The organism is Fictibacillus nanhaiensis (assembly GCF_036213205.1).
Classification (GTDB): Bacteria; Bacillota; Bacilli; order Bacillales; family Fictibacillaceae; genus Fictibacillus; species Fictibacillus nanhaiensis_E.
This window is the reverse complement of the sequence record NZ_JARMFC010000006.1, coordinates 248,342-271,808: the sequence shown is the minus strand read 5'-3', so window position 1 is coordinate 271,808 and position 23,467 is coordinate 248,342. Positions and strand designations below refer to the sequence as shown.

Annotated in this window: 25 protein-coding genes and 6 tRNA genes; 6 read left to right on the top strand and 25 right to left on the bottom strand. The window is 37.8% G+C overall.

The features are described 5' to 3' along the window. Positions 1–13 precede the first annotated feature (13 nt). The 5 genes from pstA to P4V41_RS08335 form a co-directional block, all read right to left on the bottom strand. Complete coding sequence (gene pstA / locus P4V41_RS08355; protein ID WP_328084398.1) at positions 14–892, bottom strand: phosphate ABC transporter permease PstA; 879 nt, start codon at positions 890–892, stop codon at positions 14–16. Further along, the gene (pstC, locus tag P4V41_RS08350; RefSeq protein ID WP_419181294.1) at positions 892–1,848 is read right to left on the bottom strand and encodes a phosphate ABC transporter permease subunit PstC; all 957 of its coding nucleotides are present in this window, start codon (positions 1,846–1,848) and stop codon (positions 892–894) included. Before pstC ends, pstA begins: the two co-directional genes overlap by 1 nt. A gap of 105 nt (positions 1,849–1,953) precedes the next feature. Continuing rightward, complete coding sequence (locus P4V41_RS08345) at positions 1,954–2,913, bottom strand: PstS family phosphate ABC transporter substrate-binding protein (protein WP_328084396.1); 960 nt, start codon at positions 2,911–2,913, stop codon at positions 1,954–1,956. A gap of 231 nt (positions 2,914–3,144) precedes the next feature. Next, complete coding sequence (locus P4V41_RS08340; RefSeq protein WP_328084395.1) at positions 3,145–5,196, bottom strand: penicillin-binding transpeptidase domain-containing protein; 2,052 nt, start codon at positions 5,194–5,196, stop codon at positions 3,145–3,147. A 121-nt stretch (positions 5,197–5,317) separates the two neighbouring features. After that, positions 5,318–6,595: an MFS transporter gene (locus tag P4V41_RS08335; protein ID WP_328084394.1), complete on the bottom strand. Its 1,278-nt coding sequence runs from the start codon at positions 6,593–6,595 to the stop codon at positions 5,318–5,320. A 235-nt stretch (positions 6,596–6,830) separates the two neighbouring features. On the opposite strand from P4V41_RS08335, the gene P4V41_RS08330 reads away from it, so the two are divergent. Next, positions 6,831–7,091: a hypothetical protein gene (locus P4V41_RS08330; RefSeq protein WP_328084393.1), complete on the top strand. Its 261-nt coding sequence runs from the start codon at positions 6,831–6,833 to the stop codon at positions 7,089–7,091. On the opposite strand, the gene P4V41_RS08325 is transcribed toward P4V41_RS08330, so the two are convergent. The 9 genes from P4V41_RS08325 to P4V41_RS08285 form a co-directional block, all read right to left on the bottom strand. Continuing rightward, on the bottom strand, positions 7,092–7,703 hold the full coding sequence (locus P4V41_RS08325) for a superoxide dismutase (RefSeq protein WP_328084392.1): 612 nt from the start codon (positions 7,701–7,703) through the stop codon (positions 7,092–7,094). A gap of 216 nt (positions 7,704–7,919) precedes the next feature. Continuing rightward, positions 7,920–7,995: transfer RNA gene (locus P4V41_RS08320), tRNA-Phe, on the bottom strand. Positions 7,996–8,040: 45 nt separating this feature from the next. Then, positions 8,041–8,133: transfer RNA gene (locus P4V41_RS08315), tRNA-Ser, on the bottom strand. A gap of 7 nt (positions 8,134–8,140) precedes the next feature. Next, positions 8,141–8,217: transfer RNA gene (locus P4V41_RS08310), tRNA-Ile, on the bottom strand. Between the two features lie 25 nt (positions 8,218–8,242). Then, positions 8,243–8,318: transfer RNA gene (locus P4V41_RS08305), tRNA-His, on the bottom strand. Positions 8,319–8,341: 23 nt separating this feature from the next. Then, positions 8,342–8,418: transfer RNA gene (locus P4V41_RS08300), tRNA-Met, on the bottom strand. Positions 8,419–8,422: 4 nt separating this feature from the next. Next, positions 8,423–8,497, bottom strand: a tRNA-Asn gene (locus tag P4V41_RS08295). 153 nt (positions 8,498–8,650) lie between these two features. Continuing rightward, on the bottom strand, positions 8,651–9,133 hold the full coding sequence (locus P4V41_RS08290; RefSeq protein WP_328084391.1) for a DUF456 domain-containing protein: 483 nt from the start codon (positions 9,131–9,133) through the stop codon (positions 8,651–8,653). 76 nt (positions 9,134–9,209) lie between these two features. After that, a complete protein-coding gene (locus P4V41_RS08285; protein ID WP_328084744.1) occupies positions 9,210–10,814 on the bottom strand; it encodes a Na/Pi cotransporter family protein in 1,605 nt (534 codons plus the stop codon). A 189-nt stretch (positions 10,815–11,003) separates the two neighbouring features. Between P4V41_RS08285 and P4V41_RS08280 the strand changes: the two genes are divergently transcribed. Further along, positions 11,004–11,543, top strand: coding sequence for a DUF1189 family protein (locus P4V41_RS08280; protein ID WP_328084390.1), 540 nt, complete (start codon positions 11,004–11,006; stop codon positions 11,541–11,543). 31 nt (positions 11,544–11,574) lie between these two features. Here the strand turns inward: P4V41_RS08280 and P4V41_RS08275 are convergent, their stop codons facing one another. After that, a complete protein-coding gene (locus P4V41_RS08275) occupies positions 11,575–12,450 on the bottom strand; it encodes a DUF1002 domain-containing protein (protein WP_328084389.1) in 876 nt (291 codons plus the stop codon). Between the two features lie 168 nt (positions 12,451–12,618). Between P4V41_RS08275 and P4V41_RS08270 the strand changes: the two genes are divergently transcribed. Next, positions 12,619–12,942 carry a LysM domain-containing protein gene (locus tag P4V41_RS08270; protein WP_328084388.1) on the top strand — a complete coding sequence of 108 codons (324 nt, stop codon included), beginning with the start codon at positions 12,619–12,621 and terminating at the stop codon, positions 12,940–12,942. Between the two features lie 101 nt (positions 12,943–13,043). Further along, positions 13,044–14,156, top strand: coding sequence for a flavodoxin-dependent (E)-4-hydroxy-3-methylbut-2-enyl-diphosphate synthase (gene ispG / locus P4V41_RS08265; RefSeq protein ID WP_328084387.1), 1,113 nt, complete (start codon positions 13,044–13,046; stop codon positions 14,154–14,156). A 173-nt stretch (positions 14,157–14,329) separates the two neighbouring features. Here ispG and P4V41_RS08260 read toward each other — a convergent pair whose 3' ends face one another. The 9 genes from P4V41_RS08260 to P4V41_RS08220 all read right to left on the bottom strand — a co-directional run bounded on the left by P4V41_RS08260 (position 14,330) and on the right by P4V41_RS08220 (position 20,610). Next, on the bottom strand, positions 14,330–14,710 hold the full coding sequence (locus P4V41_RS08260; RefSeq protein WP_328084386.1) for a DUF4190 domain-containing protein: 381 nt from the start codon (positions 14,708–14,710) through the stop codon (positions 14,330–14,332). A 114-nt stretch (positions 14,711–14,824) separates the two neighbouring features. After that, positions 14,825–15,037, bottom strand: coding sequence for a DUF1540 domain-containing protein (locus P4V41_RS08255; protein ID WP_066396215.1), 213 nt, complete (start codon positions 15,035–15,037; stop codon positions 14,825–14,827). Between the two features lie 69 nt (positions 15,038–15,106). Continuing rightward, the gene (locus P4V41_RS08250) at positions 15,107–15,520 is read right to left on the bottom strand and encodes a Fur family transcriptional regulator (protein ID WP_328084743.1); all 414 of its coding nucleotides are present in this window, start codon (positions 15,518–15,520) and stop codon (positions 15,107–15,109) included. An 8-nt stretch (positions 15,521–15,528) separates the two neighbouring features. Next, positions 15,529–16,377: a metal ABC transporter permease gene (locus P4V41_RS08245; protein WP_328084385.1), complete on the bottom strand. Its 849-nt coding sequence runs from the start codon at positions 16,375–16,377 to the stop codon at positions 15,529–15,531. A 12-nt stretch (positions 16,378–16,389) separates the two neighbouring features. Further along, positions 16,390–17,166, bottom strand: coding sequence for a metal ABC transporter ATP-binding protein (locus P4V41_RS08240; RefSeq protein WP_328084384.1), 777 nt, complete (start codon positions 17,164–17,166; stop codon positions 16,390–16,392). A 141-nt stretch (positions 17,167–17,307) separates the two neighbouring features. Beyond that, positions 17,308–17,955 (bottom strand): HAD family phosphatase, encoded by a 648-nt coding sequence (locus P4V41_RS08235; protein ID WP_328084383.1) that lies wholly within the window; start codon positions 17,953–17,955, stop codon positions 17,308–17,310. A 102-nt stretch (positions 17,956–18,057) separates the two neighbouring features. Continuing rightward, the gene (locus tag P4V41_RS08230; protein WP_328084382.1) at positions 18,058–18,978 is read right to left on the bottom strand and encodes a metal ABC transporter substrate-binding protein; all 921 of its coding nucleotides are present in this window, start codon (positions 18,976–18,978) and stop codon (positions 18,058–18,060) included. 13 nt (positions 18,979–18,991) lie between these two features. Beyond that, positions 18,992–19,864 carry a metal ABC transporter permease gene (locus P4V41_RS08225; RefSeq protein ID WP_198767809.1) on the bottom strand — a complete coding sequence of 291 codons (873 nt, stop codon included), beginning with the start codon at positions 19,862–19,864 and terminating at the stop codon, positions 18,992–18,994. Continuing rightward, positions 19,861–20,610, bottom strand: a complete 750-nt coding sequence (locus P4V41_RS08220) for a metal ABC transporter ATP-binding protein (protein ID WP_328084381.1) — start codon at positions 20,608–20,610, stop codon at positions 19,861–19,863. The genes P4V41_RS08225 and P4V41_RS08220 overlap by 4 nt, the downstream gene beginning before the upstream one ends. A 288-nt stretch (positions 20,611–20,898) precedes the next feature. On the opposite strand from P4V41_RS08220, the gene P4V41_RS08215 reads away from it, so the two are divergent. Together P4V41_RS08215 and P4V41_RS08210 are read left to right on the top strand one after the other, a co-directional pair. After that, a complete protein-coding gene (locus tag P4V41_RS08215; RefSeq protein ID WP_197133148.1) occupies positions 20,899–22,158 on the top strand; it encodes an NCS2 family permease in 1,260 nt (419 codons plus the stop codon). A 100-nt stretch (positions 22,159–22,258) separates the two neighbouring features. After that, on the top strand, positions 22,259–22,519 hold the full coding sequence (locus P4V41_RS08210) for a DUF2624 domain-containing protein (RefSeq protein WP_066396234.1): 261 nt from the start codon (positions 22,259–22,261) through the stop codon (positions 22,517–22,519). 35 nt (positions 22,520–22,554) lie between these two features. Here the strand turns inward: P4V41_RS08210 and P4V41_RS08205 are convergent, their stop codons facing one another. Beyond that, positions 22,555–23,451 (bottom strand): deoxyribonuclease IV, encoded by an 897-nt coding sequence (locus P4V41_RS08205; RefSeq protein ID WP_328084380.1) that lies wholly within the window; start codon positions 23,449–23,451, stop codon positions 22,555–22,557. Positions 23,452–23,467 lie beyond the last annotated feature (16 nt).

Below are 23,467 nucleotides of genomic sequence, written 5' to 3'. Positions count from 1 at the left end.
CTCCTTCTCTCTGTTAGAAGCGCTTATGAAACTTATTTCGAATAAATACGGCAATCGAATTCATGATTAGCAAGATAATCATCAATATGATGATTCCACTTGCTGCAAGCATATGGAAATCTTCTTGCGGTCTGCTTGTCCAGTTGTAAAGCTGTATCGGTAGAACCGTAAACTGTGAAAATAAGTTTTCGGGAACAAATGCTACATAAGCAAGTGCACCTAATACTAATAACGGTGCCGTTTCACCTACCGCACGTGACAACGCTAAAATTGTACCCGTCAAAATACCTGGAAGCGCAGCTGGAAAAACAATTCTTCTTATTGTTTGCCACTTTGTTGCACCCATACCGAAAGAAGCTTCTCGAATTTCTCTTGGAACCGTTCTGATTGCTTCCTGAGAGGCTACTACGATAACAGGAAGGATCAACAAACTCATCGTCAAACCTCCTGCAAGGACACTCGAACCCAAGCCCATTAAACGAACAAAAATCGTTAAACCTAGTAATCCAAACACGATAGATGGAACACCAGCTAAGTTAGAAATATTTATTTGTATAAACTTAGTAAACGCGTTTTTCTTTGCATATTCTTCTAAATAGATCGCTGTACCTACGCCTAAAATAAATGAAACCGGTGCTGTAACTGCCATGATCCATATTGTACCAAGTAATGCTGCCCAAATCCCTGCACGTTCAGGCATACGAGAAGCAAAGTTGGTGATAAAGTCTAAGCTTAAATAAGGTAATCCTTCAGATAAAATTCTGTAAATAAGAACGCCTAATATTAAAAGGGAAAAGCACGTTGCTAATATAAATAAAAACTTAGCAAAACCATTAGCAGCTATTCTACTCCCCATTCTCTTTTTAACAGACTCTTTATTAATTAAAGGCATTAATATTCCTCCCTAAACTTGCGGGAAATAAACTGAGCAAGTAGATTCATGATTAACGTAAACACAAATAATGTCATCCCTACAGCGTATATACTGTAATAGATAGTAGTACCATAGCCCGTGTCACCTTGGCTGACTTGTACGATATAAGCCGTCATCGTTTGAATCGACTCTGTGACATTAATATCTGCTGTTGGCCGTGAACCACCTGCAATAGTTACGATCATCGTTTCACCGATCGCTCTTGAGATTCCTAACACGAACGAAGCAATGACTCCAGATAGAGCAGCAGGAAGAACTACTTTCATTGCAACTTCAAAACGTGTTGCACCTAAAGCTAATGCTCCTTCTCTCATTGAGTTTGGAACTGCATTCATCGCATCTTCAGATAACGAAGCGATCATCGGAATAATCATGATTCCTACAACAATCCCTGGACTTAATGCGTTAAAAATTGAAATTCCACCGGGAATAACTTTATCTAATAATGGTGTTACGAATGTGAGTGCAAAAAATCCATAAACAATTGTAGGGATTCCAGCTAGTACTTCTAGAATGGGTTTAATAACCTTCCTAGTTTTAGCTGATGCGTACTCACTTAAATATATAGCTACAGCAAGACCAACCGGAATAGCAACAACCATGGCAATGGCTGTTACAGTCAATGTCCCCATGATAAGAGCAATGATTCCGAAGTCTGCATTTTCGTCAGAAGTAAAAGGGAACCAACGTGTATTTGTAATAAACTCAACAATTGAGATTCGATTAAAAAAAGTAAAAGTTTCTGTTAACAAAGTAAAAACGATACCTATTGTTGTAAAGATAGATATGATTGCACAGATCAAAAAGATTTTTGGAACTACCTTTTCCATTACCGCCGATTGACTTCTTGAGGATTTATTCTCCTGAATCATAGAGCGGATTGATTTTTGGTTTGTTTTATCTATTGACACCAACAAGACCTCCTATAATTCGACAATACTAAACAGGTTAAAGGTGAGGAGTTGTATGACTCCTCACCCTGTATGATAATCCTATCCCTTTATTTCAATAAAGGACGATTACTTCCCTGCAAGCTCATCAAGCTTTTTCATTTGCTCTTCATATTTTTCTTTTGGAAGAGAAACATATCCGATTGTATCAGATGATGCAAGCTCACCAGAGTTTTCAAGAGCAAACTTCATGTATTCATACACTGCTTCGTTATCTTTTAGAGATTTGTTGTTTACATATGTGAACAACGGGCGAGAAAGTGGAGCGTACTCACCAGATTCAATTGTTTCAGGAGTTGGTTCAACTGGACCATTTCCTCCATCGATTGGAACAGCTTTTACTTTTTCTTTATTTGCTTGGTAGTATGCATAACCGAAGAAACCGATAGCATTTTTAGAACCTGTTACACCTTGTACTAATACGTTGTCATCTTCAGAAAGTTGTGCATCACGGCGCATTGGCTTTTCTTCAAGGATTACTTCATCAAAATAATCATATGTTCCAGAATCAGTACCTGGTGCATAAATTTCAATTTTTTCATTCGGCCATCCTTCACGAACCTCAGACCATGTTTTTGCAGCGCCTTCTTCAAGGAAGATCTTTTTAAGCTCATCTAATGTTAAATGATCAATAAAATCATTTTCTTTTGGAACAACTACTGACAAACCATCTTTAGCAAGTTCAAATTCAGTAAATTCAATACCTTTATCTGTTGCAGCTGTTTTCTCTTCGTCTTTAATCGGACGAGAAGCGTTAGCAAGATCTAATTCTCCACGAACGAATTTTTCAAATCCTCCACCCGTACCAGATACTCCTACAGGTGCTTGAACATCAGGATTTGCAGCTTGGAACTCTTCAGAAACAGCTTCCATGATCGGGAATACTGTGGAAGATCCATCAATTTTAATCTTACCGCTAAGATCTCCGCCGCCAGCAGCTCCTTCTTCACTCTTGTTTCCACATGCTGCTGCGAAAACTAGGATTAGCGACATTACTGCTAAAAGGTACACAGACTTCATTTTCTTCATCTTGATAGGTCCCCCTAAATATGATTTCGTCTTATCATGTTAGAGAATTTCTTCTCAGGTCATGACCCCTTTTAAAAGCTTGTTTTCTTTCTTACATGTTCTACAATAAACCTTGAATGTGAACTACGTTTTAATGAATTGTAAAGGTATTGTTAAGACTGGTTTATCCATGAATATGTTCTTATTCTTTGCAGTACGAATTTATCTATACAAAAAAGAACCACGCCATAATTAGCGTGGTTCAACTTGATTTTCATCTACTGTTTCAGGTTTAGTCGGAATGCCTTCTTTTTTCATAGAGAAGTATGCATCTAAAGCACCTTCAGCAATTTCACTATTCGTATTTCCTTCTTTAATATCAGGAACTACAACAGCAAATGCTACTTCTGGATTTTCATAAGGAGCATATCCAATCAACGTCTTGTTAACAATTCCTGTAGCTTTATCAATCTCTGCGGTACCCGTTTTTCCTGCTGGATTATAATCTTTATTCTTAAACTTCCAAGCGGCGGTACCATTATTACCATGCATCACTTCATAAAAACCTTTTTGGACAACTTTAATCTGACTAGGTGACATCTCAATCTTATTTAAAACGTTTGGTTCAAATCGGTACTGAAGTTTACCTAATTTATTTGGATCAACGGATGGCTCTCTCACTTCTTTCAAGAGGTGTGGCTGCATCCTTAATCCCCCATTTGCAATCGTCGAAACATATTGAGCCATCTGCATCGGTGTGTACGTATCAAACTGTCCGATAGAGAAGAACATAGCTTGAGATAGTTCTCGGCTCATTCCAGTGTTATACCCGGTCGCTTCAGAAGGCAGATCTATTCCAGTTGGAACACCAAGTCCGAACTGGCTGTATGAGTTTCTTAAAATTTCAAACGCTTCTTGAACTTTGTTTTCATTAAACCGTTTATTTGAATAATCGTACCCTGCAAGTTTCATGGCAATATGCCACATATATACGTTAGATGAGCGCTCCAACGCTTCTACAGCATCAACCGGACCCATACTTTCGTGCGACTTTAAAGATCGTCCATCTCCAAATGTAAGTGGCGCATCATTTATTACAGTATTTGGTGAAACGACACCTTGTTGAAGGCCAGTGAGTACAGTGGCTCCTTTAACAGTTGAGCCCATTGCATAAGAATGATAAACGTTTCCAAAAGGGATGTCTTTAAACTTTCCGGTCTTTCGATCATATTCTTTTGCTGCCATTGAAAGGATCGCACCTGTATTTGGATCCATCATCACAACATACGCACTGTCTAATTTACTGTTGGCGTATGCATTTTTTCCGCGGATGGCGTCTGTTAATTTTTCTTCAATGACTTTCTCGACTTCTTGTTGAAGACTCATGTCTACTGTTAATACTAGGTCGCTACCTCTTGCCCCTTCTTCCTCAACAGGATCTCCTACAGGGTTCCCCTTTTTATCGGTTACGTATTTAATCTTCGTTTTCGTACCGCGAAGTAGTGATTCGTATTGTTCTTCAAGAAAACTCGTTCCAACCATATCGTTACGATCATTTCCTCGAGAAGTATAATAATCCATTCTCGATTTAGGAATTTGCTTTACTTGGCCAAACATATCACGAAATGAATTCTTAAACGGATAAGAGCGTTCAGCATCTGGCTTAATGTCCACTCCTTCTAGCTCAGGTAAATGTTCACTGATCGTTGCAATCTCTTTTTCGGTCGCGCCAATCTTAATACGTTGTGGAGATAAAGTATAGCCTCGGTCCATTTCACTTTTTATGGCTAACACTTCAAGTTCTTGTTCAGTAAATGAACTGATATCCTCTTCTGTTACTTTTTCTAGCATTAAATCGTATAACTCTTCTGGAGGTGTATCTTTCTTTTCCTCTTTAGAGATTCTAGACTCTACTTGCTTTTCGTTCAGAAATATAAAATAGTCTTTTTTGTCTCGCTCAGTCAGCTCATCTGTTCCTTTATCGATAAGATCTGCCAGCTTCTGTGCTAACTGATGTCTGTCCTCAGAATCAGATTCTTGTGTTCTCGTATATGTAATAGAGAAAACCGGTTCATTATCAACAACTACACGATAGTTAGAATCAAGCATCTTCCCTCGCGGAGCATCCAATTTTGTTGTAACATTTTCTGTTAAATATGCGGTACGCTGATATTCTTCTCCTTTTACAATCTGCACATAACCTAGACGAAGTACTAGAACGGAAAAGAGAAAAAATACAGAAAGGAATAAGGCATTGATGCGAATCGGAACATGATTTTTCTTCTTGTTATCTTTTGTTTTCATAATATTGTAAATCTCCCTTAAAAACAGCACAGACACCTTAACAGAAGGTGTCTAAAGTGGACCGGTAATTATATCTACATAATAATAGTATCCTTACCAAGGCAATTATGTCAAAAGATAATCATTGTTTATTTGGATTGTTACCATCTTGTTGCGTTTCAGCGATCTCAATTGTTTTTGAGGAGTTAAGGGAAGGGACCGAAACTTTTCTTAAACAGAAATAAATGAAAAAGTGTCCTGCACCTAGAATAGGAAGTAAAAACGGAATGCCTCTTTCTTCTGATAGAAGATGAACAACGATGATAAACGTAAGAATAGAGACTATTCTACCTGCATTCAGGTACATCTCACGAACAACGATATATTCAATTCTTTTTTCATGTATACCTCGGCATCTTCCTATAATGTCATACGTTAATGAAACATACGGTACTAACAACAAAGGATATGCGATCGATACAGAAACTCCATAAATGATAAGAATGGTAAATGATATTGGAAATAACAGCATGAATGGAGATACGAAGAGCAACAGACCACCTCCAAATATCGCTTTCATACGATTTTGGGGATTCAGGTAATGTGACACACAATAATAGCCGATAAATGACACGAAAGATTGTACAAACCCATACGTACCAAGGGCAAACTCACTTTTTGAAGCTGTGTACACCCAGATGACGATTAGAAAGATGAAAGTCCCTTCACGAAATCCTTGAAAAAAGTGTGCTCTTAACAATTGCAGCCATGCTCGATCTTGTTTACGTTCTTGTAAAACTTTTCGGATTCCATACAGACCGTCTGCTTTTCTCCTCTTCAAAAAGAAACTGATCACTACAGCTATTAAAAATAAAGCCATCGAGATCGTGAATATTGTTTCATACCCCAGATGTTTGTCCATCCTAGTAATGATGTAACCCGCACTCAGAGGTCCGATCATTCCTGAAATCGAATTTAAGACGCCTAAATATCCATTAAAAAAATCTCGAGTCTCTGGTTCTGTAACTTCCAGAGTTAACACATTAAATGCTAGCCAGTAAAATCCCAACCCGAAGCCTAACATGGCTCCTAATAAAATGATGTAATGACTTGCTATTGAAGCCATTAATAAGACTCCGACGTAAAACAAGGCAAGGATCAGGACCCCGATTCTAAGTACGATTACGCGATCGATCTTTTTAGCAAACCAGCCTGCCAGATAAAATGCTATAGGCTGCATAACTACAATTGATAGATTATAACAGGCAATATCCGTGATCTTACCCGATTGTTTCCAAAGAAATATGTTAACAAATGTATTAGATAGAGCCGTACTTAACGTGAACAATCCACCTACAAATAACAGTAAAAACAAATCCCTAGGGTATTGGTCGGTATCCATGAATTTTTTGATTCTCATGTGTTCGCCCCCTTACATTTCGTCGTTAGTGTCTTTCAAGACGATAGGAGCTATTCACTTTTAAAGAAATTGGATTTTTTTGCAAAGTTACCTCAATCAAATGCCTTGCCGAGTAGCTTCTTACAGGCAGGCAACCTTGCACTCCGATTAACTTGCATAAAACGAGAACAAAGAATGAATTCAAAAAAACAATACTTTTTAAAAACAACATATTGCAAAGAAGGAGTGGATAAATTTGTTTGAGTATTGGATATTTGATCTTGTTGATGAACAACTCTTACTTCAATCCTTACAAAGTTCTAAGAATGAAAATACAGATCAGCTTTTACTTTGGTACTTTCAAGCTAAGAATGTATTTGTTGTTCAATCTGCCGTTCCCTTTGGTGATGGCAATTTCACACTAGATGAATTACTCGTATCACTATCTGACCATTATGAAATTCATGATAAAGGCATAATAAAAAGCCACTGGCATGCCAGCGGCTTAGTTACATAATTATTTAGCTTCGTTATAACGCTTTTCAACTTCATCCCAGTTTACAACGTTCCAGAACGCTGAAATGTAATCAGGACGTTTGTTTTGATATTTTAAATAGTAAGCGTGCTCCCAAACATCAAGTCCAAGGATAGGGGTCTTTCCTTCCATAACAGGAGTATCTTGGTTTGGAGTGCTAGTTACTTCAAGCTCTCCATTGCTTACTACTAGCCAAGCCCAACCAGAACCGAATCTTGTTTTACCAGCGTTTGCAAACTCTTCTTTAAATGCATCAAGACTTCCAAATTTGTTGTTGATCTTATCAGCAAGTTCGCCTGAAGGTGTGTTCGCTCCACCTGGTGCGATCACTTCCCAGAATAAGCTATGGTTCGCATGTCCACCGCCATTGTTTCTAACAGCATTTTGGATGTTTTGCGGAAGAGCATCTAGATTAGTTAGAAGCTCCTCTAAGCTTTTGTTTTCAAACTCAGCTTGCCCTTCAAGAGCAGCATTCAAGTTATCAACGTATGTTTTGTGGTGACGACCGTGGTGAATCTCCATTGTTTCTTTGTCGATATGTGGTTCAAGTGCACTTGTTTCATAAGGTAATGCAGGAAGTTCAAATTTAGCCATGTTCATTTCCTCCTCATAATATGTAAAATTTTTATGTTCATTTTCAAGAATGACTTGAAAAGTGAAACCATTTAATCAACTTTCTTGTTTAGAAAGTATTCAACATGTTTACCTTATCAAATTTATAACGAACTTTCAATTCTTAAACACTGTACCCTTTTTAAACATAAAAAAACCTTACGACAAGCTAATCGTAAGGTTGATGTTTTATATGTATGGTGGCTCGAGACGGAATCGAACCGCCGACACGAGGATTTTCAGTCCTCTGCTCTACCGACTGAGCTATCGAGCCAAATTTTCATAAAACTAGTATCGGTTTTTCACAAAAAATATGTAATGGAGGAGGTAGAGGGATTCGAACCCCCGCGGGTCGTTAAACCCCTGTCGGTTTTCAAGACCGATCCCTTCAGCCGGACTTGGGTATACCTCCTCGATTATGGTGGACCCTGTAGGACTCGAACCTACGACCAATCGGTTATGAGCCGACCGCTCTGACCAACTGAGCTAAGGGTCCAATGGAGAAACTTATGTAAATGTTATGGGGCGGACGAGGGGAATCGAACCCCCGAATGTCGGAACCACAATCCGATGCGTTAACCACTTCGCCACGACCGCCATCGTGAGTAAAGAAAACATTTTGGTAGCGGCGGAGGGAGTCGAACCCACGACCTCACGGGTATGAACCGTACGCTCTAGCCAGCTGAGCTACACCGCCAAAATGGCTCCACAGGTAGGACTCGAACCTACGACCGATCGGTTAACAGCCGATAGCTCTACCACTGAGCTACTGTGGAATAACGTCTTAACGTTTGTTAAGGACAAGAACTACTATAGCACGATGTCTCATTTAAAGTCAATAACATTTTTAAAATTAGTTAAAACGAACACTTGTGCTTTTTCAGAACAAAAATAATATAGCATGGTGGTACATAATTAGCAAGAGCGTATTATAAGACTTGGAAATAAAAATAACCAATCATTATTGCTTGCGTAAGCACTTTTATAAGTGTGGTTCCGACAAAAGCAAGAACAGTCCCTATCCCTACTGATACAGCGGCTTTAAGTCCTTTCTTTTGAAAAAGAAGTTCTGCTAATACTGCGCCTATAAATGGTCCAATCAAGATCCCTGCGACCGGAATAACAAATGGTCCTGCGATCAAACCGATCGTACTTCCCCATAGTGCTGCCTTTGATCCGCCTTTTTTCTTCACTGCGTATGCATTTCCTACATAGTCAATGACAAATAAACTGATAAACAATAACACTTGAACAATGATGAAGAATGGTGTGAACGGTTCGAACGAAAACGCAAATCCATAGATGATAAAACCTGCCGCAAGAAATAATACACCCGGTAAGATGGGATAGATTAACGCAATAAAGCTAATAGCAAAAGCTAGACCAATAATGATCCAATATAAAATATCCATATGTATTTCTCCTTTAAAGTCTATAAAACATTAACTTAAAAAAACCAAGAGACTAAAAAAGTCTCTTGGTTTCATTTTACTTCTCTAATACTGCTTCTGCAATATTTACAGCATGGTCGCCTATTCTTTCAAGGTTGCTGATTATATCAACGAAGACGATACCAGCATTTCCATCACACTGGCCTTCATTCATGCGCATGATGTGTTGCTTACGAAGTGTACGCTCCATCTTATCAATTTTGTCTTCTAAGCTTAAGACTTCCTTAGCAAGTTCAACATTACCTTCTTCAAGTGCCTTAACCGCTTTATCAACCGTAGAAACGGTTAACGTGAACATTTCATCAAGGTCCTGTTTGGCCGTATCTGTTAAACGTACATTGTTGCGTAACTGATAATCCACAAGCTCAATAATATTCTCCATATGGTCTCCAATACGCTCTATATCACGAGACGTATCTAATAGCATAGAGTGTTCGTTCGATTCTTGTGGAGTTAATGGATGAGCAGACAATTTGACCAAATATGCAGTGATTTGGCGATCTAAGTTGTTAATCGCTTCCTCATATTGCAGAGCAAGGTCTGCATTCTTCTTGTCTTTTTCGTTCAAATATGTGATCGCTTCTTTTAATCCGTTCTGTGAATAATTAGCCATTCGAATAATCTCTTGTTTTGCTTGTCTAATAGCTAATGATGGTGCCGTTTCTAATACGATTTCATCGAGATGTTTTGCTTTGTATTCGATGAGAACATCTTCACCTTTTATTAACTTTGTAACGATGTAAGCTAATGCTCCAATGAACCAGAATTGGATCAGAACGTTAGTCACATTGAATGTTCCATGAGCAAAGGCAATCTGCATTGCAGGTTCTAAGTCTAATTTCGTTGATAGAAATTCAATATAATGTCTGAATGGAACAAGTATGATTAAGAAGATCAGTGTTCCAAGTAAGTTAAAGATAACATGTGTTAGAGCAGCACGTCTTGCTGCAACTGTTGTTCCAATCGCTGCAAGAATAGCTGTGATCGTCGTTCCGATATTATCACCGAACAACACAGGAAGTGCAGCTTTTAAATCGATCATGTCTTGTGAATAAAGTTCTTGCAATATACCGATTGTGGCACTTGAAGACTGAACGATTACCGTAAATAAAGTCCCTATTACCACACCAAGGATCGGATTATCACTCATAGAAACAGTTAGATCTTGGAATGACTGAAGACTGCGTAGTGGCTTCATACCGTCTCCCATTAGTTCAAGCCCTAAGAACAGTGCACCAAAACCAAATGTAATCTGTCCAAAATAATTGTATTTAGGATTCTTAAAGAAGAAGATTAAGATCGAACCAACCGCAATGATCGGCAGAGCGTATTCTCCTACGTCAATACCGATAATAAAGGATGTAATCGTAGTACCGATATTGGCACCCATGATAACACCAATAGCTTGGCGTAATGTTAAGAAACCAGCATTCACAAGTCCGACAGTAAGAACAGTCGTCCCTGAACTACTTTGAATTAAAACTGTTACGAATATCCCTGCTAAAACTCCCATAAAAGGATTTGTTGTTAATTTATCAAGTATTTCTCGTAATCGGTCTCCTGCAGAATTTTGAAGGCCATCTCCCATGTACTTAATACCAAATAAGAAGATCCCTAATCCTCCGATAAATTGAAATAACATTTCTTGATAATTCAATGTTTACAGCTCCTTATAACTATCTTTTATTAACCTACGCCATTATCTCTATTTGTGTTGTTTGTGTAAATAAAATCAGAGCATTTGTAACATTACCTTTACAATTGAAGCGTATTGTCGAAAGTTCTCGGTTCATGTACACTAATGATGCTAACAATTAAAGGAGCTTCTCACATGAAATTACATATTCGTTTTATTAAGAGTTTGTGGTCTTTCAAATCCATCGCAAATTTCCGTTTCTTAGGGGTGGGCAGTACCATCTTCTATGTATTATTGTTGACACTGTTATGTATGATACCTGTTTTTAGCTTATTTTTAGTTGGTCTTATGTCTAAAAATAATTCTTTGAACAATTTTGAGAGTTTTGGATTGAATCCTGATCAGATGCAAAACTTTGCTTCAACATTGGATGGCATTTACCCTATTATTATTGCTGTCATATATATAGTGATGTATGTTCTCTTTTCAGGAATATTGTTTTCTGGCGCTTCTATACTAGCTGTCTTAGCCATTCCTGTTGCCAAACTGCTTAAAAGAAAACAGTCATACAGACATCTTTGGGTACTTTCTTGTTACTCCATCACCATTCCATCGGTATTACTAACATTCCTATTCTTTATTAACATACATATCCCCTATTCATTTTTTTGGTTTTGGATGTTAGCCTTTCTGATTTGTGTTCTCTCTATAACTAAAATTCCAAGAAAAAAATAAAAAAGCGGCCGAAAGCCGCTTTTTTTAAGTTTTATTTAAACAGTGATCTGATCGCATCAATGATGGCCATAAAGAAATCAATAATTTTTTGGAAGAAAGACTGTGTTTCCTCGTCTTTTAAGAAATCTCCTAAATTTTCACTAATATTCTTTAAATCATTTTGAACTTGATCCCAATCGATATTTAGATCTTTCATCTTTTCGAACAACGCAAGCAGCCCGTTTAGTTCTTCTTGTGTTAGTTCAATCCCCATGTCTTTAGCGACTTTTTCAATTAATGCTCGTAGATCTTCTTCTGATTGTACCGGATTTTTTGCAATTTCTTCTTTAACACGTGTCATTAGCTCAGTAGCTTCTTTCGTTCCGATTCTCTCACCAAGTTCTGCAGTCTTTACCATCTCTTCATTAGCAACTTGTTTTTGAGCTTCCGGGATTTCAATCTGCGCTGTAGACTCGTACGCTTTTATGATACCTGTTAAAGCAGCTGTTCCTGAAACTTTAAATGGTGCAGTTACATAGATCTCAGCATCTGTTACACCTGCAGTTGTTAAAGCGTTCATATACATTTCTTCGGTTACCCAATTAATATTATTTGTCTTGACCGACAACCCTTGGTCTTTATCACCAATTGTAATCTTTGTCGACGAGATCGCTTTTGATCCGATTTGCGCTTTTGAAATATAATTACCTAAGTATTGATGTTCTTCTTCGTTTGTAACAACAACAGATTCTACATCAGCAGGTACGTCCATTTCTTTTAAAAGTGCGTTTTTTTGTTCTTCTGTTAAGTTTTCACCTAACGTAACGATAATGTCGCCAGGTACAGCATCAGCATACATTTTTAAAGGAGCAATAAATAGCGCTGCAGTCATTATGGATAGCAGAGCAAGTACTTTTGCTTTTTTCATAACGTTCACCTCTCCAATCGGTACAACTACAAAGATACGCAGAAATTTATTTTTTCTGTCCTTCCTGCCTTTCCATTTTACACCAAACATAGAAGTGAAGTCACTTTAAACTTGTCATAAAAAACATGGACAAGCATATAGTTACATATGCGAAAGGAGAGGGAAATAATGAAACGATTTATAAGAGTTTGTGTAATTATGCTTATCTTATATGTGGTAGCGTATGACTTAAAGATTGGGACACTCCCACAGTCGAGTCCTGCCAACGCTGAAATACATACAGAAAAGAAACTAGAGAAAAATAAAAAAACTTTCAAAACGTATGAAGTAACACCTGGAGATACGTTAATCTCTGTAGTAGAAGAACTTAATTCTAATAAAAATTATTCCATTGTTTCCATGATCAAAGATTTCAAATCATTAAACCCTGGTGTGAATCCAGAGCATATACAATTAGGTAAATCCTACAAATTCCCTTTATATTCTAAGTAAGTGAGATAACATTACTTGTCAAAACAAAATGTTCCCTGCTAAAATGAACTGATGATAGGACAGAATAATACTGTCAATTTGAAAAAAGGAGCGATTCACCTATGAGTGAAATCACCCACCGTTCTAAAACAAGACCTGTGAAAGTAGGAAACTTAACAATAGGTGGTACTGATCAGGTTATTGTACAAAGTATGACAACAACAAAGACTCACGATGTTGAGGCTACTGTAGCTGAAATTTTACGTTTGGAAGAGGCAGGCTGCCAAGTGGTACGTGTTGCATGTCCTGATATGCGTGCTGCAGAAGCTATTGCAGACATAAAGAAGAGAATTAATATTCCACTAGTTGTAGATATTCATTTTGATTATAAACTTGCGCTGAAAGCCATTGAAGGTGGAGCTGACAAGATTAGAATCAATCCTGGTAACATCGGTCGCCGTGAAAAGGTCGAAGCTGTGGTAAAAGCTGCAAAAGAAAAAGGGATTCCGATTCGAATTGGTGTTAATGCAGGTTCACTTGAAAAGAAATACCTCGAGAAATACGGTTACCCTACAGCTGATGGTATGGTCGAGAGTGCTCTACACCATATCAAGATTTTAGAAGATCTTGATTTTCATGATATTATCGTATCAATGAAAGCGTCTGATGTTAACTTGGCTATTGAAGCTTATGAAAAAGCGGCAAAAGCCTTTGATTATCCTCTACACCTTGGGATTACAGAATCAGGTACACTTTTTGCGGGTACCGTTAAAAGTGCTGCTGGACTTGGGGCTATCCTCCATAAAGGGATTGGAAACACTCTTCGCATCTCGTTAAGCGCAGACCCTGTTGAAGAAGTTAAGGTTGCACGCGAACTTTTGAAATCTTTCGGACTTCTTTCCGATGCTGCCACATTGATTTCTTGTCCGACTTGCGGACGTATCGAGATTGATCTTATCTCGATCGCAAACGAAGTTGAAGAGTATATCTCAAACGTACGTGCACCTATTAAAGTTGCTGTACTTGGATGTGCCGTAAACGGACCTGGAGAAGCTCGTGAAGCAGATATCGGAATCGCTGGAGCGCGTGGTGAAGGATTATTATTCCGCCACGGAGAAATCGTAAGGAAGATTCCAGAAGATCAGCTTCTAGATGAACTAAAGAAAGAAGTCGACATTTTAGCAAAAGCACATGAAGAAAAATTAAAAGCTGAAGCTGCGGCTCAGAAAGTATAAATGACTTAAGCTCCCGTTTATTGGGAGCTTTTTTAATGTAGTCAGATTGTAGAAGTAATTTTTTGAGTCAGATTGTAGAAGTAATTTTTTGTGTAACACTCCATCATTACACTTCAATTTTTACATACATAAAAAAGAAGAAGCGGTTAGCTTCTCCTTTGCTCCTTATTCCTTTAAAAGAATGGTGCAAAAAACAACGAAATGATAATCGATACGACTCCTATTCCGATCGCCCAATTACCAAGCGAATGTGCACCTTGTCTTCTGGCAATGAATCCGACAATAATACCCGCTGCCCCAAACAACACAGGAAGTATGAACAAAGATAAAACAGATAGGATGATTGCGATGATTCCAGTCGCTTTACCTCCTGCTTTCTCCCGTGACTCTCTGTGTTCATGTCTATGATCGTCGTCTCTATCTGAATAACGAGGTCTCTCGTTCTCAGGTAACGTCATATCACTTCTTACAGGAACCGGTACAGCCTCCGCAGCCATCTCTTCACGAAATGCTGCATCGTTATTAATAGTACGTTCATCTCTTTCGTATGCCATGATGTTTCCCCCTCTTATCGTGTTAAGGAGCGTTCTTATTATGGCATTAAAGTGACGTTTTCATAGATGTTAGTTTATGGACATTGAAAAAGAGGCCAGTTTCGGCCTCTTTGATTAATGTTTTGCTCTAAACGTATGACAACATGTTTCAGCAGTATCGTGGGCAGCATCTTTATGAGCTGCATCACCATGGAGGCTACCGTCTGCACTCATGTCAACAGACATATTTGCATGCTTGTCGATTTCAACAAGAATGGCATCTGCTACACAGTTGTTACCTTCACCCCAGTACGTACAATTCGAAACATTACATTTAACTTCAGGCATAAAAAAACCTCCTTTCATCTTAGCTTGGCTAAATAAAAGGAGATACATACTTCTTTCGTTATAAAAAGTTCAATTTTTGCACGTTTCACAATAACCATAGATCTCAAATTTATGACCTGTCACATCAAAGCCATTTAATTCACTATCTAACACTTCCATCGGACACGAATGAATTGACTTAGTACTTCCACATGTAAGACAGATTAAGTGGTGATGATGTTCATTATGTGAACACGTAAAGCGAAACTTTTTCTCACCTTCCCACTCGGTCTCCTCAAGTAATTCTAACTCAACGAAAGTGGTTAAATTTCGATAGATCGTATCAAAGCTAAGCCCAGGGTACTTGTCTTTAAGTGATTCTTGAACTTCTTTAGCTGTAAGATATCTCTTCTCACGAGCAAACAAGGAAAGAAGATCTTTTCTTTTTTCTGTATACTTATAACCTTTTTTCTTTAAAAGCTCCATGGCCTGTTCAATCGTCATCGCAAATTTCACAAGTGACCCACCTTTCTGGAACCTGTAAATTTTTTATAAAGAATACTTAAGCACAAAATGACAACTAAGCATAAAACAATCGTTCCGCCTGATGCAAGATCTAGATAGTATGACAAAAACATACCAGAGATTACTGAAATCTCACCAAATAGAACCGAGAGCCAAATGGCCTGTTTAAATCCTTTGGCGATCCGTATACTTGCAGCTACTGGCAACGTCATGAGTGCCGATACCAACAAAATTCCTACGATCTTCATAGATGCTGCAATAACTAAAGCTGTTATCGCCATAAAAGCAACTAAGATCCAATTGCTTCGAATTCCAGATAACTTTCCTTGCTCTTCATCAAAAGATAAGACAAATAATTCTTTGTACATAAAAAAAACAAACAAAAGAACAACAACAAGAATTGCAAAAACTGTCCAAACATCGGATGACTTAACGGCAATAATACTGCCAAATAAGTAGTTGAACAAATCTGTGTTAAAACCATCTGCCATTGAGATAAAGATAACACTTAAACCGATTCCTGCTGACATGATAATAGGTATAGCAAGTTCCTCATAGTGCTTGTATACTTTTCTAAGCTGCTCAATAAATATAGCTCCACCTACTGAAAAAGCCATACCCATGTAAATAGGATTAGCGGCAGCAAAGAATGATGACCATTTTCCTAACAGCAAATTGGCAGCAATACCCGCTAAGGTGATATGAGACAGAGCATCTGCTATTAAAGCTTGTCGTCTTACCACAATAAAAACCCCCAATACAGGAGCTAGCAAACCGACCATAATTCCTGTTAAAAAGGCATTTTGTAAAAATTCATATTTTAAAAACGGTAACATGTGTTCCTCCCCTTACTCGTGACCATGATCATGGTGAAGCACATGAACATGATGACCATAAAAAGCAGACATATTTTCAGAAGAACTTTCTTCAAACTCTTTCGTGTTTCCATGAAAATGGATCTGTTTATTTAAACAAGCTACATCCGTTACATAATTTGTCATTACTCCAACATCATGAGTTACCAATACAAGAGTCATGTTATTCTCACGATGCAATTCTTTAAGCATCTTATAAAAAGAGTCTGATGATTCTGTGTCTACTCCAACGGTAGGCTCATCCAATATTAATAGTTCAGGATCACTGACTAAAGCTCGCGCGATAAAGATACGCTGTTGTTGACCTCCTGATAACTCACCAATGTTCTGGTGGGCATGCTGATCCATGTTCACTGATCTTAACGCATCCCATACTTTATTCTTATCTGATGCTTTTAAAAATCGAAACAACCCAACTTTACCGAAAAGACCCATCGATACAACTTCAAACGCTGTTGCAGGAAAGGCTGTATTGAAGCTATTCGCTTTTTGTGAAACATACCCAACTTTGTCCCAGTCATTAAATTTGTTTACTTTTTCCCCAAATAAATAAACGTTTCCTTCTTGAGGCTTTTGAAGACCTAAAATACATTTGATTAGTGTAGATTTACCTGAACCATTCGGGCCTACTAGTCCAAGAAAAGATCCTTTTTTAATCTCCATTGTTACATGCTGGAGAACATTTTTATCGCCATAATGAAATGATAAATCATCTACACGAATGGCCATCGATCCTATATTGTTATTCATGAGTAACCTCCGTGAGAAAATAAAAAATTAAAATGAAAAATAAGTAGTAATGAGTACGATTTAAACTGTCTCATAGTATACACGATTTATGAACAAAGTAAAACAACATGCTCTGTGAGCATGCCTAAACGCGTTTTTATTTCATAGCTTTATGAGATTCATAACATTGTGCAGCAAATCTTTTGGTCTGATGATTTGATCCGCTTCTCTTAAATACTTTGCATCAAGAGTCGTTTCAACAGCTAAGCAATACGCACCTGCTTCTTTGGCAGATTGTATACCCAATGGTGCGTTTTCGATAACTAGCCACTCTGATGGCTTAAAGGAATATCGACCCATAGCTAACAGATAAGGTTCAGGAGATGGTTTTCCTTCTTTTACATCATCCCCAGTAACAATTATATCAAAAGTAACAGGTAATCTACTCAAAACTTCAGAAACAAATTCTTTTCTACTTCCTGTAACAACAGCAATTGGAATTTGCTTCTTACTTAAAGCTTTAAGCGTTGACACAGTTTCTTCAATATATTCATACTGTGCGTGTTTCTTAAAGTAGTTTCTTTTTTGTACGTATATATCTTCAACCTTCTCTTCGTTTATAACAATATTGAAATGTTCAAAAACATCTCTAATCGTATTTTTTCCTGGCATTCCTTCTCTTAAATAAAATACGAGCTCTTCATGTTCATAACCATTTTCATTAAATGCATGACGCCATGCTTCAACATGGTGACGCATCGTATCTACAATCACACCATCCATATCAAAACAGACTGCTTTTATATTCATACCTTTTTCCACCTTTATTGGAAACTTCACTTTACGTATTATATAGCATTGTTTAATAAAAACAAAAAGAAGCTGAATCATTTTCAGCTTCTTCATAATGTTTTATTTTAATCCCTCAATAATGGTTTCTGTATTCCATTCCATCATTTTTTTGTAAGTGTCTCCATCTTCACCAGGCTTACCTAAAGAATCCGTAAAGACTTTCCCTTTAATAGGAATTCCTGTTTCTTTTGATACTGTTTCCATACTTCTAGCGTCAACGCTTGTTTCAACGAACAGAGCTGGAACGTTTCTTCCTTTGAGAAAGTCGACTAAGCTTTTAATCTGCTGTGGTGAACCTTGATTTTCAGAATTAATCTCCCAAACATAAGCCGTTTCCATATTGTAGGCTTCTCCAAAATATTTAAATGCCCCTTCACTTGTAGTAAGTACTCGCTTCTCTTTAGGAATCTTATTTAACTCTGAAATAGTTTTGTCATGAAGAGCTTTTAGTTCACCAATATATTTTTCAGCGTTACTTTGATAGTACTCTTTGTTTTCCGGATCTTCTTTCATCAATGCATCTCGAATGTTTTCTACATACTTGATTCCATTCTCAATATTCATCCATGCATGTGGATCATATTGTTTTTCGAGGCCTTTAGATTCTAGATGAATTGCATCTACACCTTCACTAACACGGTAAACTGGTGCATCTTTACCATCTTTATCAGCTGTTTTCATTAATTTGTCAAACCATGAATTTCCTTCTTCGAGATTAAGTCCATTGTAGAAAACTGCATCTGCATCCGTTGTTTTTAAAACATCTTCTGGAAGCGGATCATACTCATGTGGATTCGAACCAATAGGTGCCAAGCTATGAACTTCTACCTTGTCTCCTCCTACATTCTTAACTAAGTCATAGATGATAGAATAAGTAGCTACGACTTCTACCTTTTCTGAATCATTCCCACCAACACTGCATCCAGCTGCAGCCGTTAATAATGCCCCTGCTAAAAAGAGCTTTGTCATTCTTTTAAACATACAATCATCCTCCCTATTTCTCTAACAGCTCTAGTCTGTTTTTTCTAGATTTGTACGCCTTCCATACGATTCCTTGTGATGGGGAAAAGAAGAACGCGAGTGCAAAAAGAAATGCTGAAACTAATACGATCGTAGCTCCTGATGCCAAGTTATACGTAAAGCTGAAATATAAGCCAAACACTGAAGAAATGACCCCGATTAATGCAGACAAATAGATCATGACAGACAATCGGTTGGTTAAGAGATAAGCCGTAGCTGCTGGTGTTATCAACATGGCAACTACTAAAACGATCCCTACCGTTTGCAGCGATGCTACCGTGACCATCGTTAATACAGCCATTAAACAATAATGAATCCATTTGTTCGGCAATCCATAGCTCTGTGCCATCGTTGGATCGAAGGTTGAAACAAGAAGCTCTTTATAAAATAGAACAACTAACCCGATTACCAGTACACCTATTCCAAGTGTGATCCACATGTCACTCATTCTTACTGCAAGAACGTTACCGAAGAGAATGTGATACAGATCTGCAGAGCTTTTCATCATCGTAATAATCACGATTCCTACAGCAAACATACTCGTAAACATAATTCCTATAGCCATATCATGTTTGATCCTGCTGTTCTGACTCACATATCCGATTCCGATCGCAGTAAGAACCCCTGTTATAACCGCTCCGAAGAAAAAGTTAATTCCTAGCATGTAACTGATCGCAACACCAGGCAACACCGCATGAGAGATCGCATCCCCCATCAATGCCATGCCTCGTAAGATGATGAAACAACCAACGATTCCACAAATAATACCAACAATGACTGAGGTAAATAATGCTTTTTGTAAAAATTCATATTGAAATAACGCTTGAAAGAATTCAAAAATACTCATGATGTCACATTCACTCCTTTAGGCTGAAGAAATGAGAACTGATTGGCGTAAGCTTTTGTGATCACCTCTGGCTGAAGAACTTCTTCAGATGCACCATAATGAATCATATTTTTATTCAATAGCAGTAAGTGATCGAAATAAGATTCTGCTTTACTTAAATCATGATGTACGACCAGAATCGTTTTCCCCTCTTTCTTCAGATCTCTCAAAATATGAATAATCGTCTCTTCACTTGCAACATCAATTCCAACGAATGGTTCATCAAGAAAGAACAACTCTGCTTTTTGAGCGAGTGCTCGAGCAAGGAATACTCTTTGTTGCTGGCCACCTGAGAGTTCGCCGATCTGTCGATTACTGAACGTTTCCATACCAACCGTCTTCAAACATTCATAAGCCCATTCTCTATCACTTTTTGTAGGACGCTTAAACAATCCCAATTTTGGATACGTTCCAAGCAGTACCACGTCAAATACTGTGATTGGGAAATCCCAATCGATATCTGAACGCTGCGGAACATATGCGATTTTTTTTCTCCATTTTTTTAGTGACTCTCCAAATACCTGAACATCACCTTTGTCTTTTGGTATTAAGTTTAAAGCGGCTTTCATCATAGTGGACTTACCAGCACCGTTTGGTCCGATAATTCCCACAAGATTACCTTTTTCAACTGAGAAAGATATATCCTTTACAACTTGGTTTCCTAAGTAAGAGACATATAAATGATCGATCTTTAATGCTTGTATCATGGAAAAAGACCTCCTTTTTCGTCGAGTAACTTTTTTTGCCCAAGCGCAACTTTAAATTAAAAAATTAATCCCTTCACAATTGTATGAAACGAATAGAAGGAAAGTGATTTTTTTTCATAAGTAAATGTTTCCTTTAGGCAACTTTTTTACTTAAGTCAAATTATATAGTGTGGACACAAGATTGTAAACGATTTTCTCTAGCCATATTTCTACATTTGCTATATAATCAACTCTGGCAGGAAACTGCTGGGTGGGAGAGGGATGTTTTAAGATTTAAGGAAGGAACAAATGGAACAAAATCAAGTTTCACTAAAGAAAGAAGTACTTGCAGGGATCACCTCATTTTTCACCATCGCTTATATTATTGTCGTTAATCCGCTAATATTAGCAGATGCTGGGATGCCATATGAGGGGGTAGTTCTCGCTACGATCCTAACTTCTGTAGTTGGTTGTCTGATCATGGGGCTGTATGCAAAGGCTCCGATCGTATTAACACCTGGCATGGGGGTAAACGCGTTCTTTACGTATACCATCGTGCAAGGTATGAATTTAAGCTGGCAAGAAGCTCTTGCTGCTGTCGTCATGTCTGGGATATTCTTTTTGATCGCAGCTTCGACGCCTTTAAAGGATATACTTTCAAAAAGTATTCCTCAATCATTGAAACATAGCATTACAGTAGGAATCGGGCTATTCTTAACGTTTATAGGACTGCAAAAAGGCGGAATCATTGAAGCGAGCTCCGCAACTTTTGTAAAGTTAGGACATTTAGATCGTCCTGATGCAATCCTAACGGTAATTGGTCTTTCTGTCACACTGGCATTGTTTCTAAAAAACGTTAAAGGAAGTTTTTTAATCGGGATTGCTTTAACTACTCTTATTGGATTCTTTATGGGTCATACACAAGAAGTTAAAGGCATGTCTGAAGGATTTTCCTTTAAGCCGTTTGGTGAATTGTTATTCGCATTTGATTTTTCAGGGATAACAGAGCTCTCCTTTTGGATTGCAACGTTCTCATTAACCATGATCATCACATTCGAGAATATGGGATTGTTGTATGGCCTGTTACCTGATCAAGAAAAGTTTCCAAAAGCTTTCCAAGCGAATGCTGCTTCATCTATCGTTTCCGGTTTATTTGGAACTAGTCCAACAATCTCAACGGTAGAGAGTGCATCTGGAATTCAAGAAGGCGGTAGAACAGGAATCACAAGTATTACAGTTGCTGTGTTGTTCTTTTTTTCCATGTTTGCAGCACCTTTCATCGCCTATATTCCTGATGGGGCTATCGCTCCTATTTTAATTATCATTGGCGGTCTGATGGTTCAGCAGATTCAGCATATTCCTTTTGCTGACTTTACAGAGATGTTTCCATCATTTCTTATTATTGCGCTGATACCTTTAACGTACAGCATCGTGGATGGTCTTGCATTTGGATTCATCGCATATCCGCTTGTTAAATGGATGTCAGGACAGAAGAAACAGGTGACAGCACCGATGTATGTAATCGCCTTTTTATTCTTTATGAATTTTATTCTTCATACAATTGTATAAAAAAATAAACAAAAAGACTTTGGACAATGTTCCGAAGTCTTTTTTAGCACTTTCTCCCCTTCTCCCTCATACAATGAGAAAGTCGGGAGGGGGTTTCTAAATGAATCCAATCATTGTACATTTTGTAAATCAGAAACTTAATTCAATCAGTCCGAACGAACTGATCTCACTAGCCGCGCAATATCAGCTTCCCATTTCACAAAAAGAAGCCGTACAGATCGTAAACATATTGCGAAGGCAGACGATTGATATCAAAAATCTATCACAGCGAAAGATGATCATAGCTACCATCGCAAAAGAAGTTAGCCCTGAAAAAGCAAACTATATCCAATACTTAATTCAAACGTATATTGATAGGTAAACAAAAAAAGCCGCACAGATGTGTGGCTTTTTTTATTATTCAGCGTTTAACAGTTTGTTCTGAAGTTCTGGATCAAACGTTTTTGCCTTGATCATCTCGATCTCTAATTTATATGGAGGTCTTTTGTTGTTTTTATCTGTACCTACATAAGGTGTTTCAAGAATCTTCGGGATATCCTTAAATTGTTCATGATGAACGATGTAATTTAAGGCATCGAAGCCAATATGTCCAAAGCCAATATTTTCATGTCTGTCTTTAGCAGCTCCAGTTACATTTTTGCTGTCATTAATGTGGAAAACTTTAATACGATCCATACCGATTACTTTATCGAACTGGTTCAATACACCATCAAAATCATTAACGATATCATAACCCGCATCATGTGTATGACATGTATCAAAACAAACAGAAAGTTTTTCGTTAAGCGTTACACCATCAATAATCTGTGCAAGTTCTTCGAATGTCTTACCGCACTCAGATCCTTTACCGGCCATTGTTTCTAGAGCAATTTGAACATTTTGCTCTTTCGTCAATACTTCGTTAAGTCCTTCGATGATTTTCTTGATTCCAATCTCTGAACCTTCTCCAACATGTGCTCCTGGATGAAGTACGATCTGTTTTGCACCAAGCGCGTCAGTTCGTTCGATCTCTCTTCTTAGGAAATCGACTCCCAGCTCAAATGTTTCAGGTTTCACAGCATTTCCGATGTTGATGATATACGGTGCATGAACAACAATATCAGCGATGCCGTTCTCGATCATGTGTTTCGTTCCTGCTTCGATATTAAGGTCTTCAATTTTTTTTCGTCTTGTGTTTTGGGGTGCACCCGTATAGATCATAAATGTGTTGGCACCATATGAAACCGCTTCTTCACTCGCAGCGAGAAGCATTTTTTTACCGCTCAAAGAAACGTGAGATCCTAGTTTAATCATATTTTCCCCTCTTCCC

Excerpts from the sequence above, each read along its gene's own strand:
- P4V41_RS08220 (WP_328084381.1), bottom strand. The coding sequence starts at position 20,610 with ATGATACAAGCATTAAAGATCGATCATTTATATGTCTCTTACTTAGGA.
- P4V41_RS08235 (WP_328084383.1), bottom strand. The coding sequence starts at position 17,955 with ATGAATATAAAAGCAGTCTGTTTTGATATGGATGGTGTGATTGTAGAT.
- P4V41_RS08255 (WP_066396215.1), bottom strand. The coding sequence starts at position 15,037 with ATGCCTGAAGTTAAATGTAATGTTTCGAATTGTACGTACTGGGGTGAA.
- P4V41_RS08260 (WP_328084386.1), bottom strand. The coding sequence starts at position 14,710 with ATGGCATACGAAAGAGATGAACGTACTATTAATAACGATGCAGCATTT.
- pstA (WP_328084398.1), bottom strand. The coding sequence starts at position 892 with ATGCCTTTAATTAATAAAGAGTCTGTTAAAAAGAGAATGGGGAGTAGA.
- P4V41_RS08280 (WP_328084390.1), top strand. The coding sequence starts at position 11,004 with ATGAAATTACATATTCGTTTTATTAAGAGTTTGTGGTCTTTCAAATCC.
- P4V41_RS08215 (WP_197133148.1), top strand. The coding sequence starts at position 20,899 with ATGGAACAAAATCAAGTTTCACTAAAGAAAGAAGTACTTGCAGGGATC.
- P4V41_RS08285 (WP_328084744.1), bottom strand. The coding sequence starts at position 10,814 with ATGTTATTTCAATTTATCGGAGGATTAGGGATCTTCTTATTTGGTATT.
- P4V41_RS08340 (WP_328084395.1), bottom strand. The coding sequence starts at position 5,196 with ATGAAAACAAAAGATAACAAGAAGAAAAATCATGTTCCGATTCGCATC.
- P4V41_RS08275 (WP_328084389.1), bottom strand. The coding sequence starts at position 12,450 with ATGAAAAAAGCAAAAGTACTTGCTCTGCTATCCATAATGACTGCAGCG.
- P4V41_RS08290 (WP_328084391.1), bottom strand. The coding sequence starts at position 9,133 with ATGGATATTTTATATTGGATCATTATTGGTCTAGCTTTTGCTATTAGC.
- P4V41_RS08230 (WP_328084382.1), bottom strand. The coding sequence starts at position 18,978 with ATGTTTAAAAGAATGACAAAGCTCTTTTTAGCAGGGGCATTATTAACG.
- P4V41_RS08240 (WP_328084384.1), bottom strand. The coding sequence starts at position 17,166 with ATGAATAACAATATAGGATCGATGGCCATTCGTGTAGATGATTTATCA.
- P4V41_RS08250 (WP_328084743.1), bottom strand. The coding sequence starts at position 15,520 with ATGACGATTGAACAGGCCATGGAGCTTTTAAAGAAAAAAGGTTATAAG.
- ispG (WP_328084387.1), top strand. The coding sequence starts at position 13,044 with ATGAGTGAAATCACCCACCGTTCTAAAACAAGACCTGTGAAAGTAGGA.
- P4V41_RS08335 (WP_328084394.1), bottom strand. The coding sequence starts at position 6,595 with ATGAGAATCAAAAAATTCATGGATACCGACCAATACCCTAGGGATTTG.
- P4V41_RS08325 (WP_328084392.1), bottom strand. The coding sequence starts at position 7,703 with ATGGCTAAATTTGAACTTCCTGCATTACCTTATGAAACAAGTGCACTT.
- P4V41_RS08205 (WP_328084380.1), bottom strand. The coding sequence starts at position 23,451 with ATGATTAAACTAGGATCTCACGTTTCTTTGAGCGGTAAAAAAATGCTT.
- P4V41_RS08270 (WP_328084388.1), top strand. The coding sequence starts at position 12,619 with ATGAAACGATTTATAAGAGTTTGTGTAATTATGCTTATCTTATATGTG.
- P4V41_RS08210 (WP_066396234.1), top strand. The coding sequence starts at position 22,259 with ATGAATCCAATCATTGTACATTTTGTAAATCAGAAACTTAATTCAATC.
- P4V41_RS08245 (WP_328084385.1), bottom strand. The coding sequence starts at position 16,377 with ATGTTACCGTTTTTAAAATATGAATTTTTACAAAATGCCTTTTTAACA.
- P4V41_RS08225 (WP_198767809.1), bottom strand. The coding sequence starts at position 19,864 with ATGAGTATTTTTGAATTCTTTCAAGCGTTATTTCAATATGAATTTTTA.
- P4V41_RS08345 (WP_328084396.1), bottom strand. The coding sequence starts at position 2,913 with ATGAAGAAAATGAAGTCTGTGTACCTTTTAGCAGTAATGTCGCTAATC.